At 68.8% G+C, this 25,857-nt stretch carries 26 protein-coding genes; 19 read left to right on the top strand and 7 right to left on the bottom strand.

The window, feature by feature from the left end:
* Positions 1 to 254: 254 nt before the first annotated feature.
* The 14 genes from QMO14_RS14620 to QMO14_RS14555 all read left to right on the top strand — a co-directional run bounded on the left by QMO14_RS14620 (position 255) and on the right by QMO14_RS14555 (position 12,752).
* A complete protein-coding gene (locus tag QMO14_RS14620) occupies positions 255 to 1,529 on the top strand; it encodes a Glu/Leu/Phe/Val dehydrogenase (protein ID WP_301507930.1) in 1,275 nt (424 codons plus the stop codon).
* Positions 1,530 to 1,565: 36 nt separating this feature from the next.
* Positions 1,566 to 2,228 carry a nucleoside/nucleotide kinase family protein gene (locus QMO14_RS14615; RefSeq protein WP_301507929.1) on the top strand — a complete coding sequence of 221 codons (663 nt, stop codon included), beginning with the start codon at positions 1,566 to 1,568 and terminating at the stop codon, positions 2,226 to 2,228.
* 86 nt (positions 2,229 to 2,314) lie between these two features.
* Complete coding sequence (locus QMO14_RS14610) at positions 2,315 to 3,046, top strand: DUF2242 domain-containing protein (protein WP_301507928.1); 732 nt, start codon at positions 2,315 to 2,317, stop codon at positions 3,044 to 3,046.
* 43 nt (positions 3,047 to 3,089) lie between these two features.
* Positions 3,090 to 3,560 carry a MarR family winged helix-turn-helix transcriptional regulator gene (locus tag QMO14_RS14605; protein ID WP_301507927.1) on the top strand — a complete coding sequence of 157 codons (471 nt, stop codon included), beginning with the start codon at positions 3,090 to 3,092 and terminating at the stop codon, positions 3,558 to 3,560.
* Complete coding sequence (locus QMO14_RS14600; protein WP_301507926.1) at positions 3,557 to 4,558, top strand: aromatic acid exporter family protein; 1,002 nt, start codon at positions 3,557 to 3,559, stop codon at positions 4,556 to 4,558. The genes QMO14_RS14605 and QMO14_RS14600 overlap by 4 nt, the downstream gene beginning before the upstream one ends.
* A 73-nt stretch (positions 4,559 to 4,631) precedes the next feature.
* On the top strand, positions 4,632 to 5,150 hold the full coding sequence (locus QMO14_RS14595) for an RDD family protein (RefSeq protein WP_301507925.1): 519 nt from the start codon (positions 4,632 to 4,634) through the stop codon (positions 5,148 to 5,150).
* Between the two features lie 16 nt (positions 5,151 to 5,166).
* Positions 5,167 to 5,898, top strand: coding sequence for an RDD family protein (locus QMO14_RS14590; protein WP_301507924.1), 732 nt, complete (start codon positions 5,167 to 5,169; stop codon positions 5,896 to 5,898).
* Positions 5,895 to 6,884: a stage II sporulation protein M gene (locus tag QMO14_RS14585; RefSeq protein WP_301507923.1), complete on the top strand. Its 990-nt coding sequence runs from the start codon at positions 5,895 to 5,897 to the stop codon at positions 6,882 to 6,884. Before QMO14_RS14590 ends, QMO14_RS14585 begins: the two co-directional genes overlap by 4 nt.
* Positions 6,874 to 7,605: a hypothetical protein gene (locus QMO14_RS14580; protein WP_301507922.1), complete on the top strand. Its 732-nt coding sequence runs from the start codon at positions 6,874 to 6,876 to the stop codon at positions 7,603 to 7,605. Before QMO14_RS14585 ends, QMO14_RS14580 begins: the two co-directional genes overlap by 11 nt.
* Entirely contained in the window at positions 7,592 to 8,386 is a 795-nt protein-coding gene (locus tag QMO14_RS14575) for a DUF4129 domain-containing protein (protein WP_301507921.1), read from the top strand. The genes QMO14_RS14580 and QMO14_RS14575 overlap by 14 nt, the downstream gene beginning before the upstream one ends.
* Entirely contained in the window at positions 8,383 to 9,642 is a 1,260-nt protein-coding gene (locus QMO14_RS14570; RefSeq protein WP_301507920.1) for a DUF4350 domain-containing protein, read from the top strand. Before QMO14_RS14575 ends, QMO14_RS14570 begins: the two co-directional genes overlap by 4 nt.
* A gap of 14 nt (positions 9,643 to 9,656) precedes the next feature.
* Positions 9,657 to 10,652 carry a MoxR family ATPase gene (locus tag QMO14_RS14565; RefSeq protein WP_301507919.1) on the top strand — a complete coding sequence of 332 codons (996 nt, stop codon included), beginning with the start codon at positions 9,657 to 9,659 and terminating at the stop codon, positions 10,650 to 10,652.
* Between the two features lie 118 nt (positions 10,653 to 10,770).
* Entirely contained in the window at positions 10,771 to 12,138 is a 1,368-nt protein-coding gene (locus tag QMO14_RS14560; RefSeq protein ID WP_301507918.1) for a DUF58 domain-containing protein, read from the top strand.
* A gap of 50 nt (positions 12,139 to 12,188) precedes the next feature.
* Complete coding sequence (locus tag QMO14_RS14555) at positions 12,189 to 12,752, top strand: DUF805 domain-containing protein (RefSeq protein ID WP_301507917.1); 564 nt, start codon at positions 12,189 to 12,191, stop codon at positions 12,750 to 12,752.
* A gap of 132 nt (positions 12,753 to 12,884) precedes the next feature.
* Here QMO14_RS14555 and rocF read toward each other — a convergent pair whose 3' ends face one another.
* Entirely contained in the window at positions 12,885 to 13,805 is a 921-nt protein-coding gene (rocF, locus tag QMO14_RS14550) for an arginase (protein ID WP_301507916.1), read from the bottom strand.
* A gap of 1 nt (position 13,806) precedes the next feature.
* Positions 13,807 to 15,876, bottom strand: a complete 2,070-nt coding sequence (locus tag QMO14_RS14545) for a prolyl oligopeptidase family protein (protein WP_301507915.1) — start codon at positions 15,874 to 15,876, stop codon at positions 13,807 to 13,809.
* Between the two features lie 225 nt (positions 15,877 to 16,101).
* Here QMO14_RS14545 and QMO14_RS14540 point away from each other — a divergent pair, with 225 nt between their 5' ends.
* From QMO14_RS14540 to QMO14_RS14520, 5 genes are all read left to right on the top strand, one after another.
* Complete coding sequence (locus tag QMO14_RS14540; protein ID WP_301507914.1) at positions 16,102 to 17,811, top strand: wax ester/triacylglycerol synthase family O-acyltransferase; 1,710 nt, start codon at positions 16,102 to 16,104, stop codon at positions 17,809 to 17,811.
* 164 nt (positions 17,812 to 17,975) lie between these two features.
* Entirely contained in the window at positions 17,976 to 18,533 is a 558-nt protein-coding gene (locus QMO14_RS14535; RefSeq protein ID WP_301507913.1) for a hypothetical protein, read from the top strand.
* Positions 18,534 to 18,687: 154 nt separating this feature from the next.
* Positions 18,688 to 19,026, top strand: a complete 339-nt coding sequence (locus QMO14_RS14530) for a phasin family protein (protein WP_301507912.1) — start codon at positions 18,688 to 18,690, stop codon at positions 19,024 to 19,026.
* Between the two features lie 29 nt (positions 19,027 to 19,055).
* Entirely contained in the window at positions 19,056 to 19,691 is a 636-nt protein-coding gene (locus tag QMO14_RS14525; protein ID WP_301507911.1) for a TetR/AcrR family transcriptional regulator, read from the top strand.
* Between the two features lie 88 nt (positions 19,692 to 19,779).
* Complete coding sequence (locus QMO14_RS14520) at positions 19,780 to 20,559, top strand: triacylglycerol lipase (protein ID WP_301507910.1); 780 nt, start codon at positions 19,780 to 19,782, stop codon at positions 20,557 to 20,559.
* Between the two features lie 56 nt (positions 20,560 to 20,615).
* Here QMO14_RS14520 and QMO14_RS14515 read toward each other — a convergent pair whose 3' ends face one another.
* From QMO14_RS14515 to QMO14_RS14495, 5 genes are read right to left on the bottom strand one after another with little or no spacing between them, the layout of a single operon-like run.
* Positions 20,616 to 20,858, bottom strand: coding sequence for a hypothetical protein (locus QMO14_RS14515; protein WP_301507909.1), 243 nt, complete (start codon positions 20,856 to 20,858; stop codon positions 20,616 to 20,618).
* Positions 20,855 to 22,015 carry a colicin D domain-containing protein gene (locus QMO14_RS14510; protein ID WP_301507908.1) on the bottom strand — a complete coding sequence of 387 codons (1,161 nt, stop codon included), beginning with the start codon at positions 22,013 to 22,015 and terminating at the stop codon, positions 20,855 to 20,857. Before QMO14_RS14510 ends, QMO14_RS14515 begins: the two co-directional genes overlap by 4 nt.
* Entirely contained in the window at positions 22,015 to 22,362 is a 348-nt protein-coding gene (locus QMO14_RS14505) for a PAAR-like domain-containing protein (protein WP_301507907.1), read from the bottom strand. Before QMO14_RS14505 ends, QMO14_RS14510 begins: the two co-directional genes overlap by 1 nt.
* The gene (locus tag QMO14_RS14500; RefSeq protein ID WP_301507906.1) at positions 22,359 to 23,531 is read right to left on the bottom strand and encodes a DUF2169 domain-containing protein; all 1,173 of its coding nucleotides are present in this window, start codon (positions 23,529 to 23,531) and stop codon (positions 22,359 to 22,361) included. The genes QMO14_RS14505 and QMO14_RS14500 overlap by 4 nt, the downstream gene beginning before the upstream one ends.
* The gene (locus QMO14_RS14495; RefSeq protein WP_301507905.1) at positions 23,524 to 25,821 is read right to left on the bottom strand and encodes a type VI secretion system Vgr family protein; all 2,298 of its coding nucleotides are present in this window, start codon (positions 25,819 to 25,821) and stop codon (positions 23,524 to 23,526) included. Before QMO14_RS14495 ends, QMO14_RS14500 begins: the two co-directional genes overlap by 8 nt.
* Positions 25,822 to 25,857 lie beyond the last annotated feature (36 nt).

Raw genomic sequence — 25,857 nt, 5'->3', positions numbered from 1 at the left:
ACACGCCTATCTCTCGCCCGACGGGGTCGATCCCGCCCCCATCGCCTCGATGGCCTCGATGGCCTCGGCCTCCACCGCCGCGCGCGTGGCGGGCTGGCTGGTGCACGCCGCGATTGCATCGGCGCAATGCCGGCTTCGCGCACCTACCAACCTCTCGTGCATAACCGCCTCCGCGGCGCGCATAAGCCATGGCGCAACGCGCGGCGGAGGTCTATCGTTGCGGCCACCCTAACAAACCAAGCAAGGGAACTCCTATGAGCGAACAACTCTCCTTCGTCAGTCCTACAGCCAACAGCCCGTGGGGCACATATCTCTCGCAGGTCGATCGCGTCGTGCCGTACCTCGGCCCGCTGGCCCGCTGGGTCGAAACCCTCAAGCGCCCCAAGCGCGCGCTCATCGTCGACGTGCCCATCGAAATGGACGACGGCACCATCGCCCACTTCGAGGGCTACCGCGTGCAGCACAACATGAGCCGCGGCCCGGGCAAGGGCGGCGTGCGCTTCCACCCCGACGTCACGCTCGAAGAAGTGATGGCCCTGTCGGCCTGGATGACCATCAAGACGGCCGCCGTCAACCTGCCGTACGGCGGCGCCAAGGGCGGCATCCGCGTCGACCCGAAGAAACTCTCGCTGCAGGAGCTCGAGAAAGTCACTCGCCGCTACACCAGCGAGATCGGCATCATCATCGGCCCGCACACCGACATCCCCGCGCCCGACGTCAACACCAACGCGCAGATCATGGCGTGGATGATGGACACCTACTCGATGAACGTCGGCGGCACCGCCACCGGCGTCGTCACCGGCAAGCCCCTGCACCTGGGCGGCTCGCTGGGCCGCGTGAAGGCCACCGGCCGCGGCGTGTTCGTCACCGGCCGCGAAGCCGCGCGCCGCCTCGGCATGGACCTGCGCGGCGCGCGCATCGCCGTGCAGGGCTTCGGCAACGTGGGCTCCGTCGCTGCCGAACTCTTTGCCGAGGCCGGCGCCAAGATCGTCGCCGTGCAGGACCACACCGGCACCATCGTCAACAGCAACGGCCTCGACCTCGCCAAGCTCGTGCCCATCTCGCGCACCGATGGCGTCATCGGCTTCAAGGCTGGCGGCGACATCGTGCCGAACGAGGACTTCTGGAATACGCCCTGCGACATCCTCATTCCGGCCGCCCTCGAAGGCCAGCTCACCGCCGAGCGCGCGCAGAAGACCACCGCCCGGCTGGTGCTCGAAGGCGCCAACGGCCCCACCGTGCCGCAGGCCGACGACATCCTCGCCGAGCGCGGCGTGCTGGTGGTGCCCGACGTGATCTGCAACGCCGGCGGTGTGACGGTCAGCTACTTCGAATGGGTGCAGGACTTCTCGTCCTTCTTCTGGGACGAGGACGAGATCAACGTGCGCCTCGACCGCATCATGATGAACGCGCTCAACCACATCTGGGACACGGCCGACAAGCACAAGATTCCACTGCGCACGGCAACGTACGCGGTGGCCTGCGAGCGCATCCTGATGGCCCGCCAGGAACGCGGCCTGTATCCCTGATGCTTTTTTGACCGAAGGAAGAGCTACGCTCGGGGGATGACCACCACCCCCGCGCAGAACCTTCCCCCGCTTCCAGCACTTCCCCCCGAAAGCGCCGCCCGCCTGCAGGCCCTGATGGCCAGCGGGCAGCGACGGCTGCTGGGGCTCGTCGGCGCGCCCGGCGCGGGCAAGTCGACGCTCGCGGCGGCGCTCTTGCAGGCGGTGGGCGCGGAGCGTGCCCAGGTCGTTCCGATGGATGGCTTCCACCTTGCCAACGTCGAGCTGCAACGGCTCGGCCGTGCCGGCCGCAAGGGCGCGCCCGACACCTTCGACAGCGCCGGCTATGTCGCGCTGCTGCAGCGGCTGCGCGAGCAGCGGCCCGATGGCGGCATCGTGTACGCGCCCGAGTTCCGCCGCGAGATCGAGGAGCCGATCGCCGGTGCGATTGCGGTGCTGCCGTCGACGCGGCTCGTCATCACCGAGGGCAACTACCTGCTGCACGACGTCGGTCCGTGGGCCGGCGCGGCGGCGATGCTCGACGAGGTCTGGTACGTGGACATCGACGACGCGGTGCGCGAGGAGCGGCTGGTTCGGCGCCACCAGCAGTTCGGCCGCAGCGCCGAAGAAGCGCGTGCCTGGGTGGCGAGCACCGACGCGCCGAACGCGCGGCTGGTCACGGCGACGCGGGTGCGCGCGCACCATGTGCTGCCCTGGTCCTGAAAATTTCGGCATCGCGGCGGGAACGCGCTTGCACGGGCGCGCTCGAAGGCTTGCCGGCAAGGCCGCCGGTTAGCATTCGCCGCTTCATGCCGTCCATGCACTTCAATTCCCTGTTCGCCGTCCCAGCCCCGGTCCGTATGCCGGTTTTCGCCGCGGGCCTGTTGTCCGCCGCTCTGTTGCTCGCCGGTTGCGGCAGCGCCTCCCGCCAGGTCAGCTACGAGCCCGAGGCCTTCGGTTCCACCAACACCCATACCCGCGACTACGAAGCCACCGAAGCCCAGACCTGCGAGGCCGCGCGCCGTGCGCTGCTGAGCCAGGGCTACATGATCACGGCCGCCAACGCCGACCTCGTGACCGGGCGCAAGAGCTTCCAGCCGGCCGCCGAGGTGCATGTGGAGGTCGAGTTCCGCGTGGTCTGCGCGCGCGAAAGCACACGCAGCGGCAAGGCGAGCAGGAACACCGTCGCCTTCGCTACCGCGCTGCAGGACCGCTACGGACTCAAGAAGGTGAACAACTCGGCGAGCCTCGGCGTGGGCGCGATCGGCTCGCTCTCGCTGCCGTTCGCGAGCAGCGACGACGCGATGGTGAAGGTGGCCAGCGAGACGCTGACCGACGAGCGCTTCTACGACCGCTTCTTCGCGTTGCTCGATCGCTTCCTGGAAGGGCCGGAAGCCGAGGACGAAGCGGCGACCAGGCCCGAGGAAACCCCGGTCGTATCACCGGCCCCGGCGCCCGTGCCTGCGCCCGCCGCTGCACCGGGCTCCGATTCGGCGCCAGCCGTCACCTACCCTGTGACTTCATCGCCCAACCGGGGCTGACGCCGGAAGCGCCAGATACCAAGATGCGTCTTACAATCTGGGCATGGCTTCCACCATCCCGGATACGGCGCAGTGCGCCTCTCGCCTTCGCAGCTCGGTATCGCTGCTCTCCCGCCAGCTGCGCAGCGGCAGTGCCACGCCGGAGGGCCCGAGCGTGGCCAAGCTCAGCGTGCTGGGCCAGCTCCACCTGCACGGGCCGCGCACGCCCACGGCGCTGGCGGGGTTCGAGCGCGTCAAGCTCCAGTCGCTGACCCGGCTGCTGGCCGAGCTGGAAGCCGAGGGCTGGATCGGCCGCGCGCCGCATCCGGCCGACGGTCGCCAGTGGCTGCTGTCGCTCACCGCCGAGGGCATGCGCCGGCTGAAGGCGCTCATGCGCACGCGCGAGGCGGCGCTGGCCGAGGCGATCGGCGCCACGCTCGATGAAGACCAGCGCGCGTTGCTGCTAGAAGCCTGCGGGCTGATCGACAGCATTTCGGCCGCGCTCGACGGCGGCGCGAGACTCCCCAAGCCATGAACGGCACGCGCGCGCTGCAACGCCTCGCCGACCCCTGGCGCAACGGCCGCTGGCGCCCCGGGGCGCAGCTTGCGGCGGCGGTGGCCATCGCCTGGTGCGTCGCCACCGGKCTGCATCTGCCCGAGAGCTTCTGGGCCGTGATGAGCGTGCTGATCGTCATGCGCCCGAGCGCCGGTTCCACGCTGGACGCCGGCTGGGACCGCGTGCGCGGCACCGCGGCTGGCGCGCTGGTCGGCATGGCGGGCGTCTGGCTGCAGCATCACGGCGCACAGCCGATCGCGACCACGCTGGCCCTCGTCGTACTGCTCGCTTTCGCCAGCGCCTCGGTGCCGGGCATGCGCAGCGCGCCGGTGGCGGCGCTCATCATCCTGTCTGCCGGCGGCATTCCCGGCCATTCGCCGCTGCAGGTGGCGCTGCTGCGCATGGTGCAGATCGGCATCGGCGTGGGCGTGGCGCTGGTGGTCTCGACGGTGATGTCGGAGTACCACGCGGGTGCGCGTTTCGACGAGGGCTGTGCGGCGCTGCTGCGTGGCATCGCAAAGCGCATGTCCGCTTCGCGGCGGCCCACCGATGCCGGAGAGATCGAGCGCATCCAGGCCGGTACGCGCGCCGCGCTGGGCCGCCTGAGTGTGCTGGCCGGCAGCGCCGACCTGGAAGCCCGATGGTGGCGCCGGGGCAGCACGAGCGGCGGCTATCGCAACAAGGCCCGGCTGGCGGCGCGCATCTTCCAGGACGCCACGGTGCTCGACCGTGTGTTTCGCCTGGCGCCCGGCACGCAGGCCGAAGCAGCGCAGGCGGCCGGCGCGGCCATTGCCGGCATGGCCGACGCGCTCGAGGGCAAGTCCGTGCCGCCCGACCTGGTCGAACTGGCTCGCTGCGCAGCACAGGCTTCGTCGCAGGACGGTGCATCGCACGCGCTTCTGGCCGCGCCGCTGAACCTGCTGCTCGACGACCTGCGGCGCCTGCAAGCCACGCTCGCCGCGCGCCCGCCGGCTTAGCCGGTCGGCCGGAGCGGGCATCGAACCGCCCTAGAATCTTCCGAAAATTCATTCGTTTCGGAGAGGGACGGGCATGGAAGACCAGTCGCAGGACGCGCGCTACGCGCCTCCGCAATCCCATGTGGAAGACGTGGTGCAGCCGGGCGGGGGCCAGTCGGGCGAACTGGCATCGCGCGGCACGCGCTTCCTGGCTGCGATGCTCGACGCGGGCATCTCCATCGTGGCGATCTGGCTCCTCGCGAAGTTCACGCCCATCAATCTCTGGGAAGACGACGGCCTCGGCATGTGGGAGCCCCGCATCTCCAGCGCGGCCTCCGGCGTCGTCCTCTATCTCGTGTTGCACGGCTACCTGCTGGCCACCCGCGGCCAGACCATCGGCAAGGCGCTTTTCAAGATCCGCATCGCGCGGCCCGACGGCTCGCAGGCGCAGATCGGCCGCATCCTCGCGCTGCGCGACGGCCCGATGTTCTTCACCAGCATCTGGCCGCTGCTCGGGCCGATCTACGTGCTGATCGACTGCCTGTTCATCTTCCGCGCGTCGCGCCGCTGCCTGCACGACCAGATCGCCGACACCGTCGTGCTGCAAGCCTGAGCCGGGCGCGACGCCAGTGCGCCTCGACACGCTCTACACCGCCGAGACCCCGGAAGGCATCGCGCTCTCGCTGCGCCCGGCCGGGCTGGTCGCGCGTGGGCTGGCCTACCTCATCGACTTCGCGATCCGGCTCGGCATCTTCGTCGCCATCTCCATCGGCGTCGGCATGCTGGGGAAGATGGGCGTCGGTGTCCTGCTCATCGCCTACTTCTGCCTCGAGTGGTTCTACCCGGTGGTCTTCGAGCTCACGCGCGCCGCGGCCACGCCCGGCAAGCGCGTGATGGGCCTGCGCGTGGTGATGGACTCGGGCCTGCCCGTCACGCCCGCCGCCGCGCTCACGCGCAACCTGCTGCGCGCGGCCGACTTCGTGCCTTCCTTCTACGGCGCGGGCATTGTGTCGATGCTGTGGCGGCACGACAGCAAGCGCCTGGGCGACCTCGCCGCCGGCACGCTGGTGGTGTTCAGCGACCAGGTGAGCCTGCACGGCAGCCTGCCCGTGGCCGAGCCACAGGCGCCCGCGCGGCCGCTGTCGGCGCGCGAGCAGATGGCCATCGTCTCGTGGGCCGGGCGCGCCACGCGCCTCACGCCCGAGCGCTTCGACGAACTCGCGCGCATTGCGGAGCCGGTGCTCGGCCCCGACACCACCGGCGCTTCGGCCTCGCAGCGCCTGCTCGGCGTGGCGCAGTGGGTGCTGGGCCGGCGCAACGGCGGCGATGCGCGTGCGGCGAGCCAAGGAGGCGGTCGATGACGCCGCTCGATTTCGAAGCCGCCTATGCGCCCCTGTGGGCCGAGCTCGAAGCCGTCATCCGCACGGCCGAGACCAGGCGCAAGTTCGACGGCGCCCGGCTCGCCACGCTGTACCGCCGCGTGTGCGAGCACCTCGCGCTGGCGCAGGCGCGCGCCTATCCGATACATCTCACGCAGCGCCTCGAAGGCCTCACGCAGAGCGCGCACCGGCTGATCTACCGCCGCCACGACTACGGCCTCGCGCGCTTCGCGCGGCTGGCGCTGGTCGACTTTCCCGAGGCGGTGCACGCGCACCGCGCCTACCTGCTGGTGTCGACGCTGATGTTCATGCTGCCGCTGCTGATGGCGGGCTGGGCGGCCTGGCGCGATCCGGGCTTCATCCTGCACCTGCTGGACGCCAGCTCGGTGCAGGAGTTCGATTCCATGTATGGCGACGGTGCCGAGTCGCTCGGCCGCACGCGCAGCGCGGACGACGACTGGCAGATGTTCGGCTTCTACATCATGAACAACATCGGCATCGGGTTCCGCTGCTTCGCCGCCGGCATCTTCGCCGGCGTGGGCAGCGCGGCGGTGGTGGTGTTCAACGGCGTGCAGATCGGGGCCGTGGGCGGCTATCTCATCGCGGCGGGGCATGCCCAGAACTTTCTTTCCTTCGTCGTCACGCACTCGGCCTTTGAGCTCACCGCCATCGTGCTGGCCGGCGCGGCGGGCCTGCGGCTGGGTTTTTCCTGGGTGGCGCCCGGGCGCCACACGCGGCTCGAGGCGCTGCGGCTGGCCGCGCGGCATGCGGTGGTGATCGTCTACGGCGTCATCGGGCTGCTGCTGATCGCCGCCGCCGTCGAGGCTTTCTGGTCGTCGGCGCGCTGGATCGCGCCGGCCGTGAAGTACGGCGTGGGCGGCGCCTGCTGGGTGCTGGTGCTGGCCTACCTGGGATGGCAGGGACGTCCGCGCGCGGACGCCAAGGCGGGAGACGAGCATGCAGGTTGACGGCCTCGCCATCGCACTGCGGCCAAGGCCCATGGCCGAGGCCGCCGACCTGGGCGCGCAGCTGGTGCGCAGCCATGCGCGCTCGGTGTGGCGCACCTTCCTGCCGGTCTACATCGTGACTGTGCTGCTGGCCCTCAGCACGGTGGAGATCGCCGGCTGGCTGCCCAGCCTGCTGATCTTCTGGCTCAAGCCCTGGCTGGACCGCAGTCTGCTCTTCGTCCATTCGCGCGCCGTGTTCGGGCAGGAAACGCGCTGGTCCGACCTCTGGGCCAACCGCCGTGCCGTGTGGGGCGGGCAACTGCTGCGCACGCTGCTGTGGCGGCGCTTCTCGCCCTGGCGCTCGTTCACCCAGGCCATCGACCAGCTCGAAGGCCAGCGCGGCAGCGCCCGGCGCAAGCGGCGCACGCAACTGCTGCGCGGACGGCGTGGCGCGGCCACCGGCATGCAGCTGGTGTTCGCCAATGTCGAGATGGCGCTCGACATCTGCCTGTTGTCGCTGCTGTTCTGGTTCGCGCCCGAAGGCAGCTCCCGCGATCTCTTCAACTGGCTCACGCAGTCGGATTCGATGGTGCAGAGCCTGCTGACTGCCGGTGCGTACGCACTGGTCGTCGGCGTGCTGGAGCCGTTCTACGTGGCGGCGGGCTTCGCGATGTACCTGAACCGGCGCGTGGAGCTGGAGGCCTGGGACATCGAACAGGAGTTCCGCCGTGGATTCCGTTGATATCCGCAGGCTTCGCATCGCGGTAACGGTGTTGGCCGTGTGGGCTGCCAGCCTGATGCTGCCGGCGATCTCCATTGCGGCCGAGACAGTGCTGGCGCGCGAGCAGGTGCGGGCCGCCGCCGACAAGGTACGCGCCGACCCGAACATGCCCGGCACCAAGACCGAGAAGAAGCTGCGCTTCAAGGAGCGCGACGAAGAAGAGGAAGAGCCCGGGAAGAAGACCGACAGCCTCGACTGGCTGCGCGACTTCGTGCGGGCGGTGGCCGAAGGCGCGCGCTGGCTGATCTGGGGGCTGGCCGCATTGGCGCTGGCCTGGCTGGCGGTTCGCCTGCATCGGTGGATCAGGGTGCGCGCCGGCGGCGCGCGGCCCGGCAAGGCGCAGCTGCCAAGCCACGTCGGCAGCCTCGACATACGGCCCGAGAGCCTGCCCGACGACATCGGCAATGCCGCTGCCGGCCTCTGGCAGCGCGGCCAGCATCGGCCGGCGCTGTCGCTGCTGTATCGCGGCGCCCTGTCGCGGCTGGTGCACGCGCACGCGGTGCCGGTTCGCGCCGCGAGCACCGAGGGTGAGTGCGTGGCGCTCGCCGCCACCCGGCTGTCGCCGCACGCGCAGGCCTTCTTCGTGCGGCTGGTCGATGCGTGGCAACTGGCGGCGTACGGCGGCCGGCTGCCTTCCACCGCGCAGGTGCTGGCGGTTTGCGGCGAGTTCGACCTGCACCTGCCCGCCAGGCCGGCCGCTGCCGAGCCCGACGACAGCAGGATGAAGGGCGCGGCCGCATGAACGCATGGGTGGTCCGCATCGTCTCGGTGCTCGTGCTGGCGCTGGCCGGCTTCTGGCTGGTCACCGCCACCGAATGGGCCGACACCGAGGTGTCGACGCCCGCGAGCGGCGAGGCGAAGAAGAACCGCTTCTACGGCGCGCAGGCGATGCTTCGCGAGCTCGGCATGACGGTGGTCAAGCGCGACAGCCTCGACGTCATGCCGCCCGCCCAGGCGCGGCTGGTGCTCGGCTCCAGCCACTGGGACATGTTCCCCGAGCGCGGCCAGCGCCTGCGCCAGTGGGTGGAGCAGGGCGGGCACCTCGTGGTGCCGGGCTATCTCGTCGGCGGCGATCAGCTCGAAGACTGGCTTCCGCTGGTCCGCGAAAAGCCGCCCGCTTCGGAAGAGAAGAAGGAAACGCCCGAGCCGAAGAAGAAAAAGAGATCGAGCGTCCCGCGCCTTCCCGACCCGTCCGCCAAGGACGCGGACTGCCGCATGGTGAACGAGCCCGAAACCGTACCCGCGAGCTTCGCGGGCGGGCGCGGCTACCGGGTCTGCACATGGTGGTCGCCCTCGCGCTACCGGCCCGCCGACAAGCAGCCGCCCGCGCTGTGGACGGCGACCGGTTCGCGCGGCACCGAGGCGATCCGCGTGGGCGTCGGCCGTGGCACCGTCACCGTGATGCCCTGGGGCCTGTGGCACAACGACAGCCTGCTGCGCGGCGACAACGCGCTGTTCGCCGCCGCCGCGGTGCAGGCGCGCGGCGGCGGCGAGATCTGGTTCGTCGCCGAAGAGGCGCGCGAGCCCTTCATGCTGTGGCTCTGGCAAAGGGGTTGGGCGGCGCTGGTCGTCGGCATGCTGGCGCTGGCCGTCGCGCTCTGGCGCGCGGCCGTGCGCTTCGGGCCGCTGGCGCCTTCGGCCGGCACGCACCGGCGCTCCATGGCCGAGCAGGTGCGTGGCACCGCCGGCTTCCTGCATGCGCACGGCGCCAACGCGCTGCACGTGGCGCAGCTGCGCGCACTGAACGAATCCGCCCGCAGGCAGCTGCGCGGCTATGCACTCGGCGACGCCGCGGCGCGCGCTGCAGCCATCGCACAGGCCACCGGGCTGGAGCCGGCAATGCTCGCGCGTGCGATGGACGAGGCACGAGCCCGTCATGCCGGCGCGATGGCGATCGACCTGGAAGTGCTCGAAACCGCGCGCCGCCGGCTCGATGCGCACGGACCGTTCATGCCCCGGCCCTCTTCCTCTTCTTCACCTTCTTCCTCCTCATCCTGAACCGAGAGACGCCCATGCAAGCCATCCAACCCGAAGAACTGACGCGTGCGGCCCAGTGGCTGCAGACGCTGCGCGCCGAGGTCGGCCAGGCCGTGGTCGGCCAGCTCGAGGCAGTCGACCAGACGCTGGTCGCGCTGGTGGCATCGGGCCATGTGCTGATCGAGGGCGTGCCGGGGCTCGGCAAGACCCTGCTCGCCCGCGCGCTCGCGCAGGCCATGACGCTGCGCTACTCGCGCGTGCAGTTCACGCCCGACCTGATGCCCTCGGACGTCACCGGCCACGCGGTGCTCGACATCGCCTCGCGCGGCGACGGCAGCCTCGGCACCCTGCGCGTGCACCAGGGCCCGGTGTTCACCAACCTGCTGCTGGCCGACGAAATCAACCGCGCGCCGGCCAAGACCCAGAGCGCGCTGCTCGAAGTCATGCAGGAGTACCAGGTCACGCTCGAAGGCAAGGCCATGGCGCTGCCGCGCCCCTTCATGGTGATGGCCACGCAGAACCCGATCGACACCGAGGGCACCTATCCGCTGCCCGAGGCGCAGCTCGACCGCTTCCTGCTGAAGATCGACATCGGCTTTCCGAGCCACAGCGAGGAGAACGCCATCGTGCAGCTCACCACGCGGCAGCGCGCGGGCAACCAGTTTCCGCTGGAGGCCGTGCGCCCCTGCCTCGACGAGGCGCAGGTGCTCGAACTGCAGCGGCTGGCCTGCCTGGTGCAGGCCGACGAACGGGTGATCGACTATGCGGTACGCATCGCGCGCGCCACCCGCGACTGGCCCGGCCTGTCGTCGGGCGCGGGGCCGCGCGGCACCATGGCGCTGGTGCGCGCCGCCCGCGCCGCCGCGCTGATGGCGGGGCGCGACTTCATCACGCCCGACGACGTCGCGCGCCAGGCGCTGCCGGCGCTGCGGCACCGCGTGATGATCTCGCCCGATGCGCAGCTCGAAGGCCTGAGCGTCGACACGCTGCTGCGCGCCGCGCGCGACAGCGTCGAAGCCCCGAGAATATGAGGCTCCCCCCCAGGCTTCGCGCACTTCGTGTCGCTGCGCCAACCCCCTGCCGGGGGCAACACCTGCGGCCCGGCGAAGCCGGTTCCGCGGTGTTTCCCGAAGGGACGGTGCTCTGTTGATGCTTCTGTTGCCAATTCCTGCGCGGGCGCCTGTGCTGGCGCTGGCCGGCCTGAGCGTCGCCGTCACGGTGGCGCTGCTGTTGGGCGCACCGCTGGACTACGTCGCCGTCGTGGCGGGCGGGCTGCTGGCGCTGGGCCTCGTGCTGGCGGGCGTCGATCTCTGGCAGAGCCTGCGGCTGTGGCGCGCCGCGCCGCTGCGCATCGAGCGCAACCTGCCCGGCGCGTTTTCGCTGGGCGTGCCCACGGTGCTCACGCTCACGCTGGTGAACGAGGGCGCGCAGGCCTGGCGGGTGTCGGTGTTCGACGAGGTCGACACGCACTTCACCTTCGAGGGGCTGCCGCAGGAGCACGCGGTGCCGGCGCTCTCGCGGGTCTCGATCCGCTACACCGCCACCGCCACGCAGCGCGGCGTGGCGCAGTTCGGCGCCACCCAGCTGCGCTGGCGCACCCGCTTCGGCTGCTTCGAGGTGCGGCAGACGCTGGGCGAGCCGCGCCGGCTGCGCGTGTACCCCAACTTCGCCGCGCTCGCGCGCTATGCCTGGCTCTCGGGCGACCGACGGCTGGCGCAGATCGGCATCAAGACCTACGCCCAGCGCGGGCTGGGCACCGACTTCCGGCAGCTGGCCGACTACAAGACCGGCGACTCGCTGCGCCACATCGACTGGAAGGCCACGCAGCGCCAGCGCCGGCCCATCGTGCGCGAGTTCCAGGACGACCGCGACCAGTGCGTGCTGTTCCTGCTCGACTGCGGCCGCCGCATGCGCGCCGACGAAGGCGCATTGGCGCAGCAGCAGAGCAACAACAGCCACTTCGACGAGGCGCTCAACGCGCTGATGCTGCTGAGCTACGTCGCGCTGAAGGAGGGCGACGAGGTCGGCGCCATGACCTTCGGCTGCCCGCCGGAAGAACGGCGCGACTTCGCCCCGCGCAAGGGCAGCGCCACGCTCAACGCGCTGATGAACCGGCTGCACGACATCCAGCCTGGCGCAACCCATTCGGACTACCTGCTGGCCGCGCAGGAGCTGCTGCGCGTGCAGAAGCGGCGCGCGCTGGTCATCGTGCTGACCAATTTCCGCGACGAGGACGCGGCCGAACTGCGCCCCGCCATCAAGCTGCTGCGCCGCAAGCACCTGGTGCTGGTCGCGAGCCTGCGCGAACGCGTGCTCGGCCACATCGCCAGCCAGCCGCTGGTGCATGCGCGCGACGCGGTCGACGTGGCGGCGGCGCACCTGTTCGAGCAGTCGCGCCGCGACGCCTTCGCGCGCGTGGTGGGCAACGACCCGCTGTCGGTCGACGTGGAGCCGGCCGACCTCGCCGTGGCGTTGGTGAACCGTTACCACGCGGTCAAAAGGGCTGGCCTTTTGTAAAGGTCTTTGCCCACAATGAGCCCTTCATAAATCAGAGGAGAGAGAAGCACATGACGACCGATTTCACCAATCCCAATCCGTACGCAGCGCCGCGCTCGACGGTGGCGGACGTGTACGAGGGCGGCTCCGATGCCGTGCAGCCCGTGAAGCTGTGGTCCGCCAAGGGCCGCATCGGCCGGGCGCGCTTCCTGGCGTACACGCTTTTTTCGTACATCATCTTCATCATCGCGGCCGCGGTGATGGGCGGCATCCTCGGCTTCACCGGCCTTGCGCGCTCCGAAGGCGTGATCGGCGGGCTGACCTTCCTGCTGGCGATTCCGTACCTGGTCTTCTACGTGCTGACCGGCATCCAGCGCTCGCACGACATGGACTGGTCGGGCTGGATGCTGTTCCTGGCGCTGATCCCCTTCGTCGCCCTGATCTGGGTCTTCAAGTCGGGCACCAAAGGCCGCAACCGCTTCGGCGCGCCGCCGCCGCCCAACGGCATGGGCGTGCTGATCGGCGCGTGGCTGCTGCCGGTGATCACGGGGCTCGGCATCCTCGCGGCCGTCGCGCTGCCGGCCTACCAGGGCTACACCACGCGCGCCAAGGCGGCGCAGGTCGAGCGGCCCTGATTCCCTTCGACGCACCACGGCAGGGCCTGTTCGCGAGACACCGCGGAACCGGCTCTGCCGGGCCGCGGGTGTCGCCCCCGGCGAGGAGGAGGAGAAGCGACACGAAGTGCGCGAAGCCTGGGGGGAGTTCCCTTACCTCACCAGCGTCGACTTGCCGAACAGGCTCTCGATGAGCTCCACGGCCACCTCGGCCGTCTGGTTGCGTACGTCGAGCGCCGGGTTCAGCTCCACCACGTCCAGCGAGCCCAGCCGCCCGGTGTCGGCGATCATTTCCATGCACAGCTGCATCTCGCGGTAGGTGGGGCCGCCGCGCACCCCGGTGCCCACGCCGGGCGCGTCGGCCGGGTCAAGGCAGTCGAGGTCGAAGCTCACGTGCAGGTGGGTGTCTTCATCGACGTCCTGCAGCGCCTCGGTCATGGTGGTGCGCATGCCGTGCTCGTCGATGTGGCGCATGTCGAACACGTTCAGGCCCAGCGTGCGGATGGCTTCCTTCTCGTCGCCGTCCACGCTGCGGATGCCGATGAAGCGGATGGCCTCGTGCGCCAGCGCGGCGCGCTCACCGCTCCAGCCCGTGAGCGCCGAAGGCCCGTGTCCCAGCAGGCACGACACGGGCATGCCGTGCAGGTTGCCGCTGGGGCTGGTGGTCTCGGTATTGACGTCGGAGTGCGCATCGAGCCACAGCACGCGCAGCTTCTTGCCCCGCTTGCGCGCATGCCATGCCACCGCGCTGATCGAGCCGATGGCCAGGCAGTGGTCGCCCCCCATCATCAGCGGCACGTGGCCGGCGCCCAGCGCCGCATCGATGGACTCGTAGACGGAGCGGTTCCAGGCGATCACCTCGTCCAGGTGGCGCAGCCCGCTGGACGGCTGCGCCCAGGGCGTGGCCGGACCCGCCAGGTTGCCCCGGTCGATGACCGCATAGCCCTGCCGCGCGAGCGCCTCCGGCAGGCCCGCCACGCGCAGCGCGTCGGGGCCCATGCCCGCGCCGCGCACGCTGGCGCCGACGTCGGTGGGTGCGCCGATCAGTTCGAGGGTGACCTTGGCTTTGCTCATTTCAACTCCTCAGGTGTCGCCACAGGTAGGCATAGCCCAGTGCGTCCATGAAAGCGGACTCCTTGTTGTCCGTGGCCGCGCTGTGGCCGCCTTCCAGGTTCTCGTAGAAGCTGCTGTCGTAGCCCAGCGCGCTCATCTTCGCGTGCATCTTGCGCGCGTGCACCGGGCCCACGCGGTCGTCGCGGGTGGAAGTGGTGAAGAGCACGGGCGGACAGGCCAGCCCCGGCTTCGCGTTCTCGTAGGGCGAGAAGGTGCGGATGAATTCCCACTCCTCGGGCTGGTCGGGGTCGCCGTACTCGGCGATCCATGAGGCGCCGGCCGACAGGTGCGTGTAGCGGCGCATGTCCAGCAGCGCGACCTCGCTCACGATGGCGCCGTAGAGCTTCGGGTGCAGCGTGAGCATGTTGCCCATCAGCAGGCCGCCGTTGCTGCCGCCCATGGCGCCCAGGTGCGCGGGCGAGGTGATCCTGCGCGCGATCAAGTCTTCGGAGACGGCCGCGAAGTCCTCGCAGGTGCGAAGCCGGTTCTCCTGCAGCGCGGCCTGGTGCCAGCGCGGGCCGTATTCGCCGCCGCCGCGGATGTTTGCGACGACGTACACGCCGCCCTGGTCCAGCCATGCGCGGCCGATGCTGCCGCTGTAGCTGGGCTGCAGCGGGATCTCGAAGCCGCCGTAGGCGTACTGCAGCGTGGGGTTGGTGCCGTCGGCCTTCAGCTCCTTCGGGGCGATCTCGAAGTAGGGCACACGCGTGCCGTCCTTCGAGGTGGCGAAGTGCTGGCTCACGCGGTGGCGCGAGGCGTCGAAGAAGGCGGGGCTGTGCTTCAGCACCTGGGGCTCGCCCTGCCCGATGGTGCCGATGTAGAGCGTGGTCGGCTGCAGGAAGCCGCTCACGGTGAGGAAGTAGTCGTCGTTCTCGTCCTCGTCGATGCCGCCCGCCGCGATGGTCGAGAGCTCGGGCGCGCCGCCCAGGCCCTCGCGCTTCCACGGGCCCTTGCCGTCGGCGGGAGGCGTGAGCACCTCGAGGCGGTTCACCACGTCGTGCATCACGTTGACGATCAGGTGGTTGCGCGTCCACGAGTAGTCGTCCAGCGCGGTGGTGTCGTCGGGCTCGAACAGCACCGTGAGCGCGCGGCTGCCAGCCATGTAGTCGTCGAACTTCGCGGCCAGCAGCGAGCCCGCCCTGTAGGTGGTGCCGCCCACGGTCCAGTCCTCGCGCGGCTCGACCAGCAGCCACTCGCGCGTGATGTCGGTGTCGCAATCGTCGGGCACGTCGATCTTCACCAGCGTGCCGTCGGCGCCGCGCAGCCAGGTCTCGCTTTCGTAGAAGTCCATCTGCCGCGAGACGAAGTCGCGCTCGAAGCCGGGCGTGTTGTCCCGGTAGGCGCTGACGGACATGTCTTCGTGCAGGCCCTCGTACACCGTCACCGCGCTTTCGAGCGGCGTGCCGCGCCGCCACTCCTTCACGATGCGCGGGTAGCTGGAGCTGGTCATCGAGCCGGGGCCGAAGTCGGTGGCCACGTAGAGGTGGTCGATGTCTTTCCAGCCCACGTGGTTCTTGGCCTCGGGCAGCGAGAAGCCGCCCTCGACGAACTGCTTCGTCTCCAGGTCGAACTCGCGCACCACGTCGGCGTCGGCACCGCCGCGCGACAGCGAGATCAGGCAGCGCCTGTACTCGGGCTCCAGGCAATCGGCGCCGTGCCAGACCCAGTTCTCGCCATCCGCCATGGCCAGCGCGTCGAGGTCGAGTACGGTCTCCCATTCGGGCCGGGGCTTGCGGTATTCGTCGAGCGTGGTGCGGCGCCAGACGCCCTTCGGGTGCTCCTTGTCGCGCCAGAAGTTGTAGAAGAAGCGCGGGCCGATCTTGCGGACCATCGGAATGCGCTCGTCGGAGTCGAGCACCTCGAGGATGCCCTGCTGGAGCGCCTCGAACGCGGGCGACTGCGCGTAGGCCTGCACGGTGACGGCGTTCTGCGCGCGTGCCCAGTCGAGCTGCTTCTCTCCGTCGATGTCCTCTAGCCAGAGGTTGTCGTCTTCGTCCTGTTGCGGATGCTGCGGGGGGAGGCTGGATGTCATGACCCCAGTGTACGGAGGCGCCGTGAAATACAGCGAGCCTTGTGAGCAGTTGTTGCGGCTTCTGCTGGCGTTCTTCTTTGGACCCGTACTTTGGGATTACTGGGGCAAACCCCTGTCGCGCCGGTGCCTGCCCTCGGTGGAAACACTGAATAAGCGAGGGCCCGGGAATGCGATGCGCACGGTATCCTGCCAAGCGGCTCATGCCCCACCAAGGAGACACTACACATGAAACACCTGAGCGGTCTTGATGCCACTTTCCTGCACCTGGAAACGCCGGAAATGCCGATGCACGTGGGTTCGCTCAACGTGCTCGACCTGCCCAAGGGCTACACGGGCGACTTCTACGAAGACGCCAAGAACTTCATGGCCAGCCGCATCCACCTGGCCGACGTGTTCACGCGCAAGCTCGCGCTGATGCCCTTCGACATGACCAACCCGGTGTGGGTGGAGGACGACGACATCGACCTCGACTACCACGTGCGCCACATCACGCTGCCCAAGCCCGGAACCAACCGGCAGTTGCAGCAGTACGTGGCACGGCTGCATTCCTCGCTGATCGACCGCAGCCGCCCGATGTGGGAGTTCTACATCATCGACGGCCTCAAGAGCGGGCAGGTGGCGCTCTACACCAAGGTGCACCACGCGGGCATCGACGGGCAGGCCGGCGTGGAAGTGGGCAAGGCCATCTTCGACCTCGAGCCCACGGGCCGCGTGGTGAAGCCGCCGCGCTCGCGTTCGCGCGGCCACAACTACCAGCTGGGCATGGCCGAGCTCGCGACCGCCGCGCTGCGCAACACCGCGCAGCAGTACGTGAAGCTCTTCAAGATGGCGCCGGCCATCGCGCGGGCCATCAGCGGACTCGCGAAGCCCGACGAGAAAGTGGCCGAGAAGGACGCGGCCGCCGCGCCGAAGAAGTTCAACCTCTTCGCGCCGCGCACCTCGCTCAACGTGTCGATCACCAACCAGCGCACCTTCGCCGGCCGCACCATCTCGCTGGCCGAGACCAAGTACATCGCCAAGCACTTCGGCGTGTCGCTCAACGACGTGGTGCTGGCCACCGTGTCGGGCGCGCTGCGCCACTACCTCGCCGACAACAACGAGCTGCCCGCCAAGCCGCTGGTGGCCGGCGTGCCGGTGAGCCTGCGCGAGGCGGGCGACGACACGGCCAACAACCAGGCCAGCATGATCCTGGTGAGCCTGGCCAGCGACATCACCGACCCGATCCAGCGGCTGAAGGCCATCAACGCCTCGTCGACCAGCTCCAAGTCGACCATGAACCGCTTCAAGGCGGTGGTCCTCGACGACTTCCCGACCTTCGCCGCGCCCTGGCTGGTGTCGGGCATCGCCTCGATGGTGGGGCGCTCGGGCATCGTCAACCTGCTGCCGCCGGCGGCCAACGTGGCGGTCTCCAACGTGGCGGGCGCGCCCTTTCCGATGTACTTCGCGGGTGCGCTGGTCACCTGCTACTACCCGGTGTCGATCGCCAGCCACGGCACGGCGCTGAACGTGACGGTGCAGAGCTACAACGGCCGCATGGACTACGGCCTGATCGCCTGCCGTCGCGCCGTGCCCGACATCACCGAGATCGGCGACTACATGCTGGCCGAGCACAAGCTGCTGATGGAGCTGACGCAGAAGCACCCGGCCGCCGCCGGCGCAGCGCCCGCGCCGGTGCCGCCGAAGACGGTGGCGGAGCCATCGGACGATGAGGCCGAGGCGAAGTCCGCAGTCGTCGCGAAGAAGAAGCCGGCCGCCCGCAAGAAGGCCCCGGTCAAGGTCGCGGCGAAGAAGGCGCCCGTGAAAGCTGCCGCGAAGGTGGCCGCCAAGGCTCCGGTCAAGGCTCCCGTGAAGATGGCAGCGCCCAAGGCCCCGGCCCGCAAGGCCGCTCCGGCCAAGCGTTCTTCAGGCTCCGCGCCCAGGGCTGCAACGGCCTGATCGGCACAAGGGGCGGGCCCGGAAAGGAAAATTGGGGCAGTTGGACTAGTTTTCCGACCGTTCTAGTTTTCCAGGCCTAGGCCCCCTGGAAGAAGATAGGCCCATCGCGACTGATACATCCCTGTTTCCTTCGCGAGCCTTTCAACTTCAAGGAAATCTTCATCATGTCCACGCAAACCTCCATCGCCTCCGCAGCCGTTCACGTCGTCGGCCAGTACAACGACGCGGGCAAGACCCTGGTCGGCGCCTACCGCGCTGGCGTGCATCGCCTGCTGGGCGGCGCGGCCTCGCGCTACAGCGACTTCCTCGGCAGCCGCAAGCTCCCGCTGGTGAGCGAGCAGGTCAAGGCCAATCTGATCGGCGCACAGGAGAAGATCAATGGCTTCCTGGCCAACCGCGTGGACATCGACACCGGCCGCATCGTCTCGGTGATGGACCGCGTCGCCGCCGGCACCACCAGCGGTATCGAAGCCGTTGCCGGCCGCGTGGCCCGCGTCGAATCGCCGGTCGCCACCTCGGTCATCAACGCCCTCGGCGCGCTGAACCAACCGCTGGCCACCGTCTCGGTGCAGATCGCCGACCGCATCGCCGCCGGCACCAGGCAGATCGAAGCCCGCGTGAATGGCGAAGAACAAGCCGTCAAGCCGGTCCGCACGGTGAAGGCCAAGGCCACCGCCGCCAAGAAGCCGGTTCGCCGCGCTGCCGCCCGCAAGGCGGCCTGATCCCCGGGGCGCGTTGCGCCCCTTTTTTTCTTCCCGGCATCTGGAGCACCGCATGGCCACCCGTCCCGACGAAACTGCAAGGTTGAAGAAGAGGGCGGCGCCTGCGAAAAAAGCTCCGGCCGCAAGGAAGGCACCCGCGGCAAGAAAGAAGCCCGTGGAGCAGCCCGGCAAGGCCGAAGTCCTGCTGCGAGCCGGCCTCAAGGCGCTGGACAACGTGCGCAACGACGTCGCCAAGCGCCAGGCCAATGTGATCGAGGGCTTGCTCGGCATCGGGCAGGGCAAGGTCCCGAGCCTGGGCCTCGACAGCTTCGGCATCCGCAAGTTCGAGGACGTGTTCGACCAGCGCGTCGCCACCGCCATGCAGCGCCTGGGCATGCCCGACGCGGCCGAAGTGCAGGTCCTGCGCGACGAAGTGGCGCGGCTGCGCGAGCGCGTGGCGCAACTCGAAGGCACCGGTGCCGCCACTCCCCGTGGCCGGGGCACCAAACGCTGAGCGGCAGGCAACAACGCGACAAGCCGCTTGTGGCCAGCTCCAACACCACGCGCGACCGCATCCTGCAGGCCAGCCTCGCGCTGTTCAATGCGCAAGGCCTCGCGGCCGTGTCGACCCACAAGATCGCCGCCGAGCTGGGCATGAGCCCGGGCAACCTGCACTACCACTTCAAGGCCAAGCAGCTCATCGTCGAATGGCTGTTCAGGCGCTTCGAGCAGAGGCTGGAGGCGCTGAACGGTTCCTCGGCATCCATCGCCGCCATCGACGACCTCTGGCTGGCGCTGCACCTGCGCTTCGAGGCCATCGACGAATACCGCTTCATCTACCGCGACATGGCCTTCCTGGCCAGCGAGTACCCCTCGCTGGGCCAGCGCGCGCAGGCCCTCACCGCACAGAACCTGCTGGCCGCGCAGACGCTGTGCGAGGGCCTCGTGGCCTCGGGCGTCATCGAGACCAGCGCCGAGCAGGCCCGCATCCTGGCGCTGCAGATGGTCTTCACCACCACCTGCTGGCTCTCGTTCGAGCGGCTGGTGCCGGGGCGCGAGGCGCTGGCGCAGGCCGATCCCGGTTTGGCGGCTTTCTACACACTCACGCTGGTTTCCCCGTATGTTTCCAGCGAATCGAGGGCTTACCTTGATTACCTGAGGGCCAAATACCTCGGATAAATGTCGCTGCCGTCCGACGGGGCATTCACTCCGCCGGCCTCATGTTCGTCCTGAAGCAGATACAAGAACCACAAAGGAGCCATCCATCATGACCACCGCCACCTACGCCAAGGAACACGTCGCGCCGCCGTCGCGCCTGCTGCTGCTGGCCGAAGCCCGTGCGCTCTGGGAAACCGGCGCCGGCCTCGCCATGTGGCCGCTGCTGCAGCTCACGCCGCGCGGTGACGGGCATCCGGTGCTGGTGCTGCCGGGCCTCGTGGCGGGCGACGGCTCCACGCTGCTGCTGCGCCGCTACCTCTGCAGCCGCGGCTACGACGCCCACGGCTGGGGCCAGGGCCGCAACTTCGGCCCGCGCGAAGGCGTGGAGCAGGGCATGGTCGAACTGCTGAAGAGCCTGCACGACAGCAGCGGCCAGAAGGTCAGCGTCATCGGCTGGAGCCTGGGCGGCGTGTATGCGCGGCTGCTGGCGTCTTCCTATTCGCACATGATCCGCAACGTCATCACCCTGGGCAGCCCCTTCTCCGGCAGCCCGCGCGCCACCAACGCATGGCGCGTGTACGAAGGCGTGAGCGGCCAGAGCTCGCACGACCCGCGCCGCATGAAGTTCGTGCAGCCCACGCCGCCCGTGCCCACCACCTCCATCTTCAGCCGCACCGACGGCGTCGTCGCATGGCGCTGCAGCATCGAGAAGACCGGCCCGCAGTCGGAGAACATCGAAGTCATCGCCAGCCACCTGGGGCTGGGCGCGCACCCGGCGGTGCTCTATGCGGTGGCGGACCGGCTGGCGCAGCCGGAAGGCGAGTGGAAGCCGTTCAATCGCGGGGTGCTGGGGCCGCTGGTGTATCCGGATCCGGATCGGCAAGGCTGACAAAGGCGCGGTCGGCCTTCGTCGCATCCGGTAGGTTGCGCAGCACGGTCAGGTGCTCAAAGGTCAAGCTCGGCTCTAAGCTTTTTCCTGATGCTCTCCATCATCGCCTTGTAGTCCGGGTCGAAGATGAAATCGATTTCTGACTCGGCCGCAGACTCGATCTCTCTCAGAACATGCTCTTCTTCCGGCGAGAGTCCGAACTGGGCGATCTTGGTACAGATTTCCATCAGGACGGCCATTTTGGCTTGAGACAGTGTGATGTTCACTTCCTTGTCGAAGTCGTACTTGTCATTCGTCACAGGCTGCCTCGTGTTTGGACGTTGTTGATCTGAGCCGGATTGAGCCGCCATCCGGAAAGAAAGTTGTGAGAAGTATCGGTCATGACGTTCAAGCCCGTGGAGGGATTGAGATAGTGAATGACAGAGTCTCCGCGGTATGTTCCGTTGATCATCTGGGTACCTGGATCCTGCACGTGGGCTTCCAGGGCTGACTGATAGTTCCCCGCCGCATTTTTCCCCCAAGGATCGTTTACGCCGAAGTCTTTGGCATGCTTGTACTTGGCCTGCAGCTGCTTCTTGTCGTACTGAACCTTGGGCCTCGGTGGTGGTACTGAAGGAGGAAGCCGTCGGACAACAGTGCCTTGCGTCGGGGTCTCCAGGGGCGGATTCTGTGTCGAAGTCTTTCCCCCGACGGGCCGGCTGACCGGTTCGAGAGGTGAGCCGCGAGAGCTTTCTCCGGCTCTTGGCAGAGGCTCTCCAGCACTCTTCTTTCCACCAAGACCCACATGCGCGGCAGCCATGTCGAACGCAGCAGCGCCAACCTGGTTGGCCGCCGCTACCTGTTGCTCGCTTCCCCCGAGCACACGCGTGGCCGCGCCAGGTGCCCCGAAGAGGGGCCCCAGCAGCGCGATGCCCAGCGAATTGCCGAAGCGCAGGTTCTGCTCGCTCAGCCAGGCGCTCTCGGCGCCGGAAACGCTGTTCTCCCAGCGCGGCCCCGGCGTGTAGACATCCTGCAGGAAAGAGGTTCTTCTCCTGAGCTCCAGCGACTGTTCGGGCGGCAGAGGATTCTTGCCGCTGTAGTGGTCGTTCAACTGCTGGAGCTTCTCGTCCAGCGCCGATTTCGGAATCTCGTCGGGCATCTGTTCGCATGCCCGCTGGAAGGTCTTGGCCGACTGCAGAGCATCGGTCGGTTCCAGGCGCGCGTCGCGTCCGAGGCCGATCCACATCCGTTCGTACAGCGGAATCTTTTCGAACTCCGCCTTCTCCCGCTCGTACCGCTCGCTGCAGATGCCGGGCCGGCGCCGCAGCATCGGCCCCTTGGGCACTTCGAAGGTCAGCACCCTGCCCAGCGTGCCGTTGCTGGTGAAGGCCGGTGTCGAGAAGGGCGACGAGGAAGAAGACGAAGACGTGGACAGCACCTGCCCCAGCGTCTTCCTGTCGTCGGGCATCGAACCCATCAGGCGGCTCCGTTCATCTCGCACAGGTCGCCGTGGCGGGCCACGGGGCGGCTCTCGACGAAGACCGTCTGCGAGCCCGAAATGATCTTCACGTTGCCCGCGCCGAGCGAGACGCCCGAACGCACGCCGCTGCCCGCGTTGCCCGTCACGCCCTTGACGATGCTGTCGACCATCAGCACTTTCTCGCTGCGTGCGAACACCGTGTGCGAATAGGCGGCCTTCTCGGGCGGCAGGATCGACACGATGTCGAAGGGAACGACCTGCGTGCCGACGATGCAGAAGTCGGGCACGACGTTGACCACCATGAAGCCCGACTCCGCGTCGGCGATGTGCTTTTCGGCGCTCATGCGGTCGTTTCCTCCTGGTGCGTGCCGGCGTCGCTCGCCGTGGCTTCTGCAAGCTGTCGGTGGAAGAGGTCGGCCGCCACCGTGTCGAGCGCCTGGTCCAGCGTGAGGCGCCAGGTGAGGTGCACGAGCATCTCCTCGAGGTCGATGTGCACGGTGTCGAGCTTCATGGCCTCGCTGCGTTCCGTGCCGCTGCGGTCCTTGCACAGCGCTTCGATCCACAGGTGCGGCAGTTGGAACTCGACCTGCGGCGCCGAAGCGAAGAAGCCGCTCATGTGCACCGATTCATCTCCCCGCAGGCCACCGGCCACGAGCTGGTCGGCGGGCGCGTACTGGAAGAAGCGCTCGTCGAAATCGTCGGCGTAGTCCATGTAGGGCTGACTGGCATGGCGTTCGCGCCAGGCCTCGTCGTAGGTGCCGGCCAGCGCGACGCGCGGCTGCCAGAAGCGTGCGACGGGCCCGAAGCCGGCGGGACGGGCGTCCTCCTGATTGGCTTGCCGCAGGGGCGCATCGGCGTACTCGATCTGCGGGCCGGGAAACGGCTGGCCGGCGGCATGGCGCGCCGCGGGATGATCGTCGCGGCTCGCACTGCCGAACCATCCGCGGCCGCAAGGGTTGGCTGGATGGGTGCGGGGCGGCGCCGATTCGTCGTCGCCCTGGTCGAAGCCCCAGCCGCCGTACGCGAGTTCGTAGCGCAGCGGCACGGCCAGCGCTGGCTGCGGATCGGAGAGGGTGCGCTGCGTGGCGTCCGGCTGCCAGTCCCACTGGCGCGGGCCCGTCAGGCGCAGCGCCTTCTGCAGCAACGGCTGCTGCCGCCGGTGCACCTGAAGCTGCGCCTGCCAAGCGGGCCGTGGTGTCCAGTCGAGCGCGTGCGCGGTGCCCGTCACGTAGATATCGGCGTCGGGCTTGCGCAGCAGCAGGTCGGTTGCCGCGCGCAGGCTCGACAGCGTCGCGAAGGACGCGTCCCAGGGCTCATCGGCGAAGACGGGCCCGCGGTGGAACGTCGCAGGCTCGAGCCGGCCGGGTGCCAGCACGAAGCTCGCGCACACCACCACCACGTCGTGGAAGCGCCGTCCCTTGCCCATCTTGTCGAACTGGAAGTGCGAAAAGGGCGTTGCGTTGCGCAACTGCGCGAGGCGCGGCGCGGGAATCGGAGGCGCGGGCTCAGCCACGGGTGTCGCCCTTGTCCGCCGCCATTTTCCCTACACCGGCGGAGACAGCCGCCGAGACGGTGCCCAGCACCTGCGTCACCTGGTCCGCCGCCCCGCCGCCACCACCGCCGCCGCCTCCGGCCACCTGCTGCGCGATCGACGCGAGCTGCCCCGCCTTGCCGAGCAGGTCGGCGGGGTTGCCTCCCATCAGCGCACCGAGGCTCGCCAGCGGGCTGCCCGGAGGCTCGGCCGGCGGCGAAGCAGGCACCGCGTTCGGCTGCAGCGCCGCGCCGCCGCCCTTGGGGTTGAGCCAGATGTGCTCGCCGTTGATGGTCACGTCATCGCCCTGCGCCGTGATGTTGATCTTCTTGCCGGTGACCGCGATGGAGCCGTCGGCCTTGAGCTGCATCACCGACGCGCCCACGCGCAGCGAGATGGTCTTGCCGTCCATCTCGATATGGCTGCCCTTGTCGCCGCCCACGGACAGCAGGTACTTTTCGCCGACCTTGGTGGTCTGCGTCTTGCCGACCATGGTGTTGTCCATCATGCCGACCACGCTGTTGCGCAGCATGCCGACGTTGAAGGAGTACGCCAGGCCGATGTTCACCATCTTGGCCAGGCCCACGTTGTGCATGTAGGCCATGCCGATGGTGGCCATCTGGTTGCGGCCCACCTTCTTGCTGCGGTCTTGCCCTACCGAGTGGGTCTCGTCGTGCTCGACCTCGATGTCCTGGTTGCGCTCGGCATGCAGCCACACCTGCTCCTGCCCCTTCTTGTCCTCGAAGCGAAGCGCATTGGCGTTGGCGCCGCTGCCGCCTTCGGAACTGCGCGTGAGCAGGCCGCTTTGCGTGGCGTTGTCGGGCAGCGTCCAGGGCGGCATGTTGTCGGCGTTGTAGACGCGGCCGGTCACGATCGGCCGGTCCGGGTCGCCGTTCTCGAAGTCGACGATCACCTCCTGGCCGATGCGAGGGATCTGGATGCCGCCGAAGTTGGTGCCGGCCCAGGGCGAGGACACGCGCACCCAGCAGGAACTGTTCTCGTCCTTCGTGCAGTAGCGGTTCCAGTGAAAACTCAGCTTCACGCGGCCGTACTCGTCGGTCCATATCTCGCGGCCGGCCGGGCCGGTGACGATAGCGGTCTGCGGGCCCGTGGTGCGCGGCCTGGGCACCGGCGGCACCGGCGCGCGAAAGACCTTGCTCGACGGAATCACGTCGAAGTCGACGCGGCACTCGAATTCCTGCTGCGAACTCGCATCGCCCACATCCTGCAGTTCCAGATGCGCATGCGTGACAAGGTACTGCCGGTTCGATTCGTTCTGCGGATGGCGCTCCAGCGTCACCATGCAACCCGGCACCACCGCGCGCAGGTTGCCCGAGCCGCTGGCGACCTCGCCCTGGCTGCCCGTCTCTTCCATGCGCGTGCGCACCAGTTGCTCGCCTTCGGACTCGACGACATAGTCGCCCGGCCAGCCGTAGCGCTCCCAGGTGTTCTGCGCGGTCTTGCGCGGCATGGCGCTGATCTGCTGCAGCTCGGCCTTGGGGCGCTTGAAGTCGAAGTCGTCAGTCACCCAGCGGCCGCTTTGCAGTTCCTCGCAGGCATTGAAGCGGTCGCAGTGCTCCTCGCGCACCGTCGCGTCCGCCGGATGGAAGGGGATGGTGCGGTAGCCCTCGTGGGCGAAGGGCTGGTGCGAGGCCATGTCATCCACGATGACCAGCTTGTGGCTGTTCTCCTCGTGCTCGAAGTAGAAGTACAGGCCCCATTCGTGCAGCAGCCGCGCGACGAAGTCGTGGTCGCTCTCGCCGTACTGCACCTGGAACTCGCGCGGCGGATAGCTCCTCGTCGTCCGGATTTCGAAGGGCAGGCCGTACTTGCCGAGCACCGCCTTGACGATGTCCAGCACGTTCTGGTTCTGGAAGATGCGGTAGTCGCTCGTGCGTGTCGCGAGCGTGAGCCACGGCTCGATCACGGCCTCGTAGAGCGCGCGCCGGTTCTCCAGCCGCAGGAAGCGCACGCGCGTGACCAGCCCCGAGATGTGGCGCTGCTCCGGCCCCGAGCCCGGACGGCCGTCGAGCACGATGTGCGCGGCCAGCATTTCGCCCACCAGCTGCTTGATGGTGACGTTGGCCGCCTGCCGCTCGTTGTAGCCCTGCTGCTCGGGCGTGGCCAGCGTCAGCGTGTAGCGAAACAGGCTGCTGAGGCCCTCGTCGCCCACGATGGCGATGGGTTCCAGCGCCGGCGAATTGCCGAGCGTGGGCATGGCGGACGAGGAGGCGGTAAGGACACGCGCGAGCTGCGCTGCGCCGACAGACATGAAATCTCCCTGATGTTCTTGGCTGACGAAGCAAAT

The sequence above is a fragment of the Variovorax sp. CAN15 genome (genome assembly GCF_030462475.1).
Classification (GTDB): domain Bacteria; phylum Pseudomonadota; class Gammaproteobacteria; order Burkholderiales; family Burkholderiaceae_C; genus Variovorax.
The sequence above is the reverse complement of the archived record's forward strand: the minus strand, read 5'-3'. Positions and strand labels throughout refer to the sequence as shown.

Bases quoted from the DNA above. Each gene is read 5' to 3' on its own strand.
- QMO14_RS14620 (WP_301507930.1), top strand. From the start codon at position 255: ATGAGCGAACAACTCTCCTTCGTCAGTCCTACAGCCAACAGCCCGTGG.
- QMO14_RS14615 (WP_301507929.1), top strand. From the start codon at position 1,566: ATGACCACCACCCCCGCGCAGAACCTTCCCCCGCTTCCAGCACTTCCC.
- QMO14_RS14610 (WP_301507928.1), top strand. From the start codon at position 2,315: ATGCCGTCCATGCACTTCAATTCCCTGTTCGCCGTCCCAGCCCCGGTC.
- QMO14_RS14605 (WP_301507927.1), top strand. From the start codon at position 3,090: ATGGCTTCCACCATCCCGGATACGGCGCAGTGCGCCTCTCGCCTTCGC.
- QMO14_RS14595 (WP_301507925.1), top strand. From the start codon at position 4,632: ATGGAAGACCAGTCGCAGGACGCGCGCTACGCGCCTCCGCAATCCCAT.
- QMO14_RS14585 (WP_301507923.1), top strand. From the start codon at position 5,895: ATGACGCCGCTCGATTTCGAAGCCGCCTATGCGCCCCTGTGGGCCGAG.
- QMO14_RS14580 (WP_301507922.1), top strand. From the start codon at position 6,874: ATGCAGGTTGACGGCCTCGCCATCGCACTGCGGCCAAGGCCCATGGCC.
- QMO14_RS14570 (WP_301507920.1), top strand. From the start codon at position 8,383: ATGAACGCATGGGTGGTCCGCATCGTCTCGGTGCTCGTGCTGGCGCTG.
- QMO14_RS14565 (WP_301507919.1), top strand. From the start codon at position 9,657: ATGCAAGCCATCCAACCCGAAGAACTGACGCGTGCGGCCCAGTGGCTG.
- QMO14_RS14560 (WP_301507918.1), top strand. From the start codon at position 10,771: ATGCTTCTGTTGCCAATTCCTGCGCGGGCGCCTGTGCTGGCGCTGGCC.
- QMO14_RS14555 (WP_301507917.1), top strand. From the start codon at position 12,189: ATGACGACCGATTTCACCAATCCCAATCCGTACGCAGCGCCGCGCTCG.
- rocF (WP_301507916.1), bottom strand. From the start codon at position 13,805: ATGAGCAAAGCCAAGGTCACCCTCGAACTGATCGGCGCACCCACCGAC.
- QMO14_RS14545 (WP_301507915.1), bottom strand. From the start codon at position 15,876: ATGACATCCAGCCTCCCCCCGCAGCATCCGCAACAGGACGAAGACGAC.
- QMO14_RS14540 (WP_301507914.1), top strand. From the start codon at position 16,102: ATGAAACACCTGAGCGGTCTTGATGCCACTTTCCTGCACCTGGAAACG.
- QMO14_RS14535 (WP_301507913.1), top strand. From the start codon at position 17,976: ATGTCCACGCAAACCTCCATCGCCTCCGCAGCCGTTCACGTCGTCGGC.
- QMO14_RS14520 (WP_301507910.1), top strand. From the start codon at position 19,780: ATGACCACCGCCACCTACGCCAAGGAACACGTCGCGCCGCCGTCGCGC.
- QMO14_RS14510 (WP_301507908.1), bottom strand. From the start codon at position 22,015: ATGGGTTCGATGCCCGACGACAGGAAGACGCTGGGGCAGGTGCTGTCC.
- QMO14_RS14505 (WP_301507907.1), bottom strand. From the start codon at position 22,362: ATGAGCGCCGAAAAGCACATCGCCGACGCGGAGTCGGGCTTCATGGTG.
- QMO14_RS14495 (WP_301507905.1), bottom strand. From the start codon at position 25,821: ATGTCTGTCGGCGCAGCGCAGCTCGCGCGTGTCCTTACCGCCTCCTCG.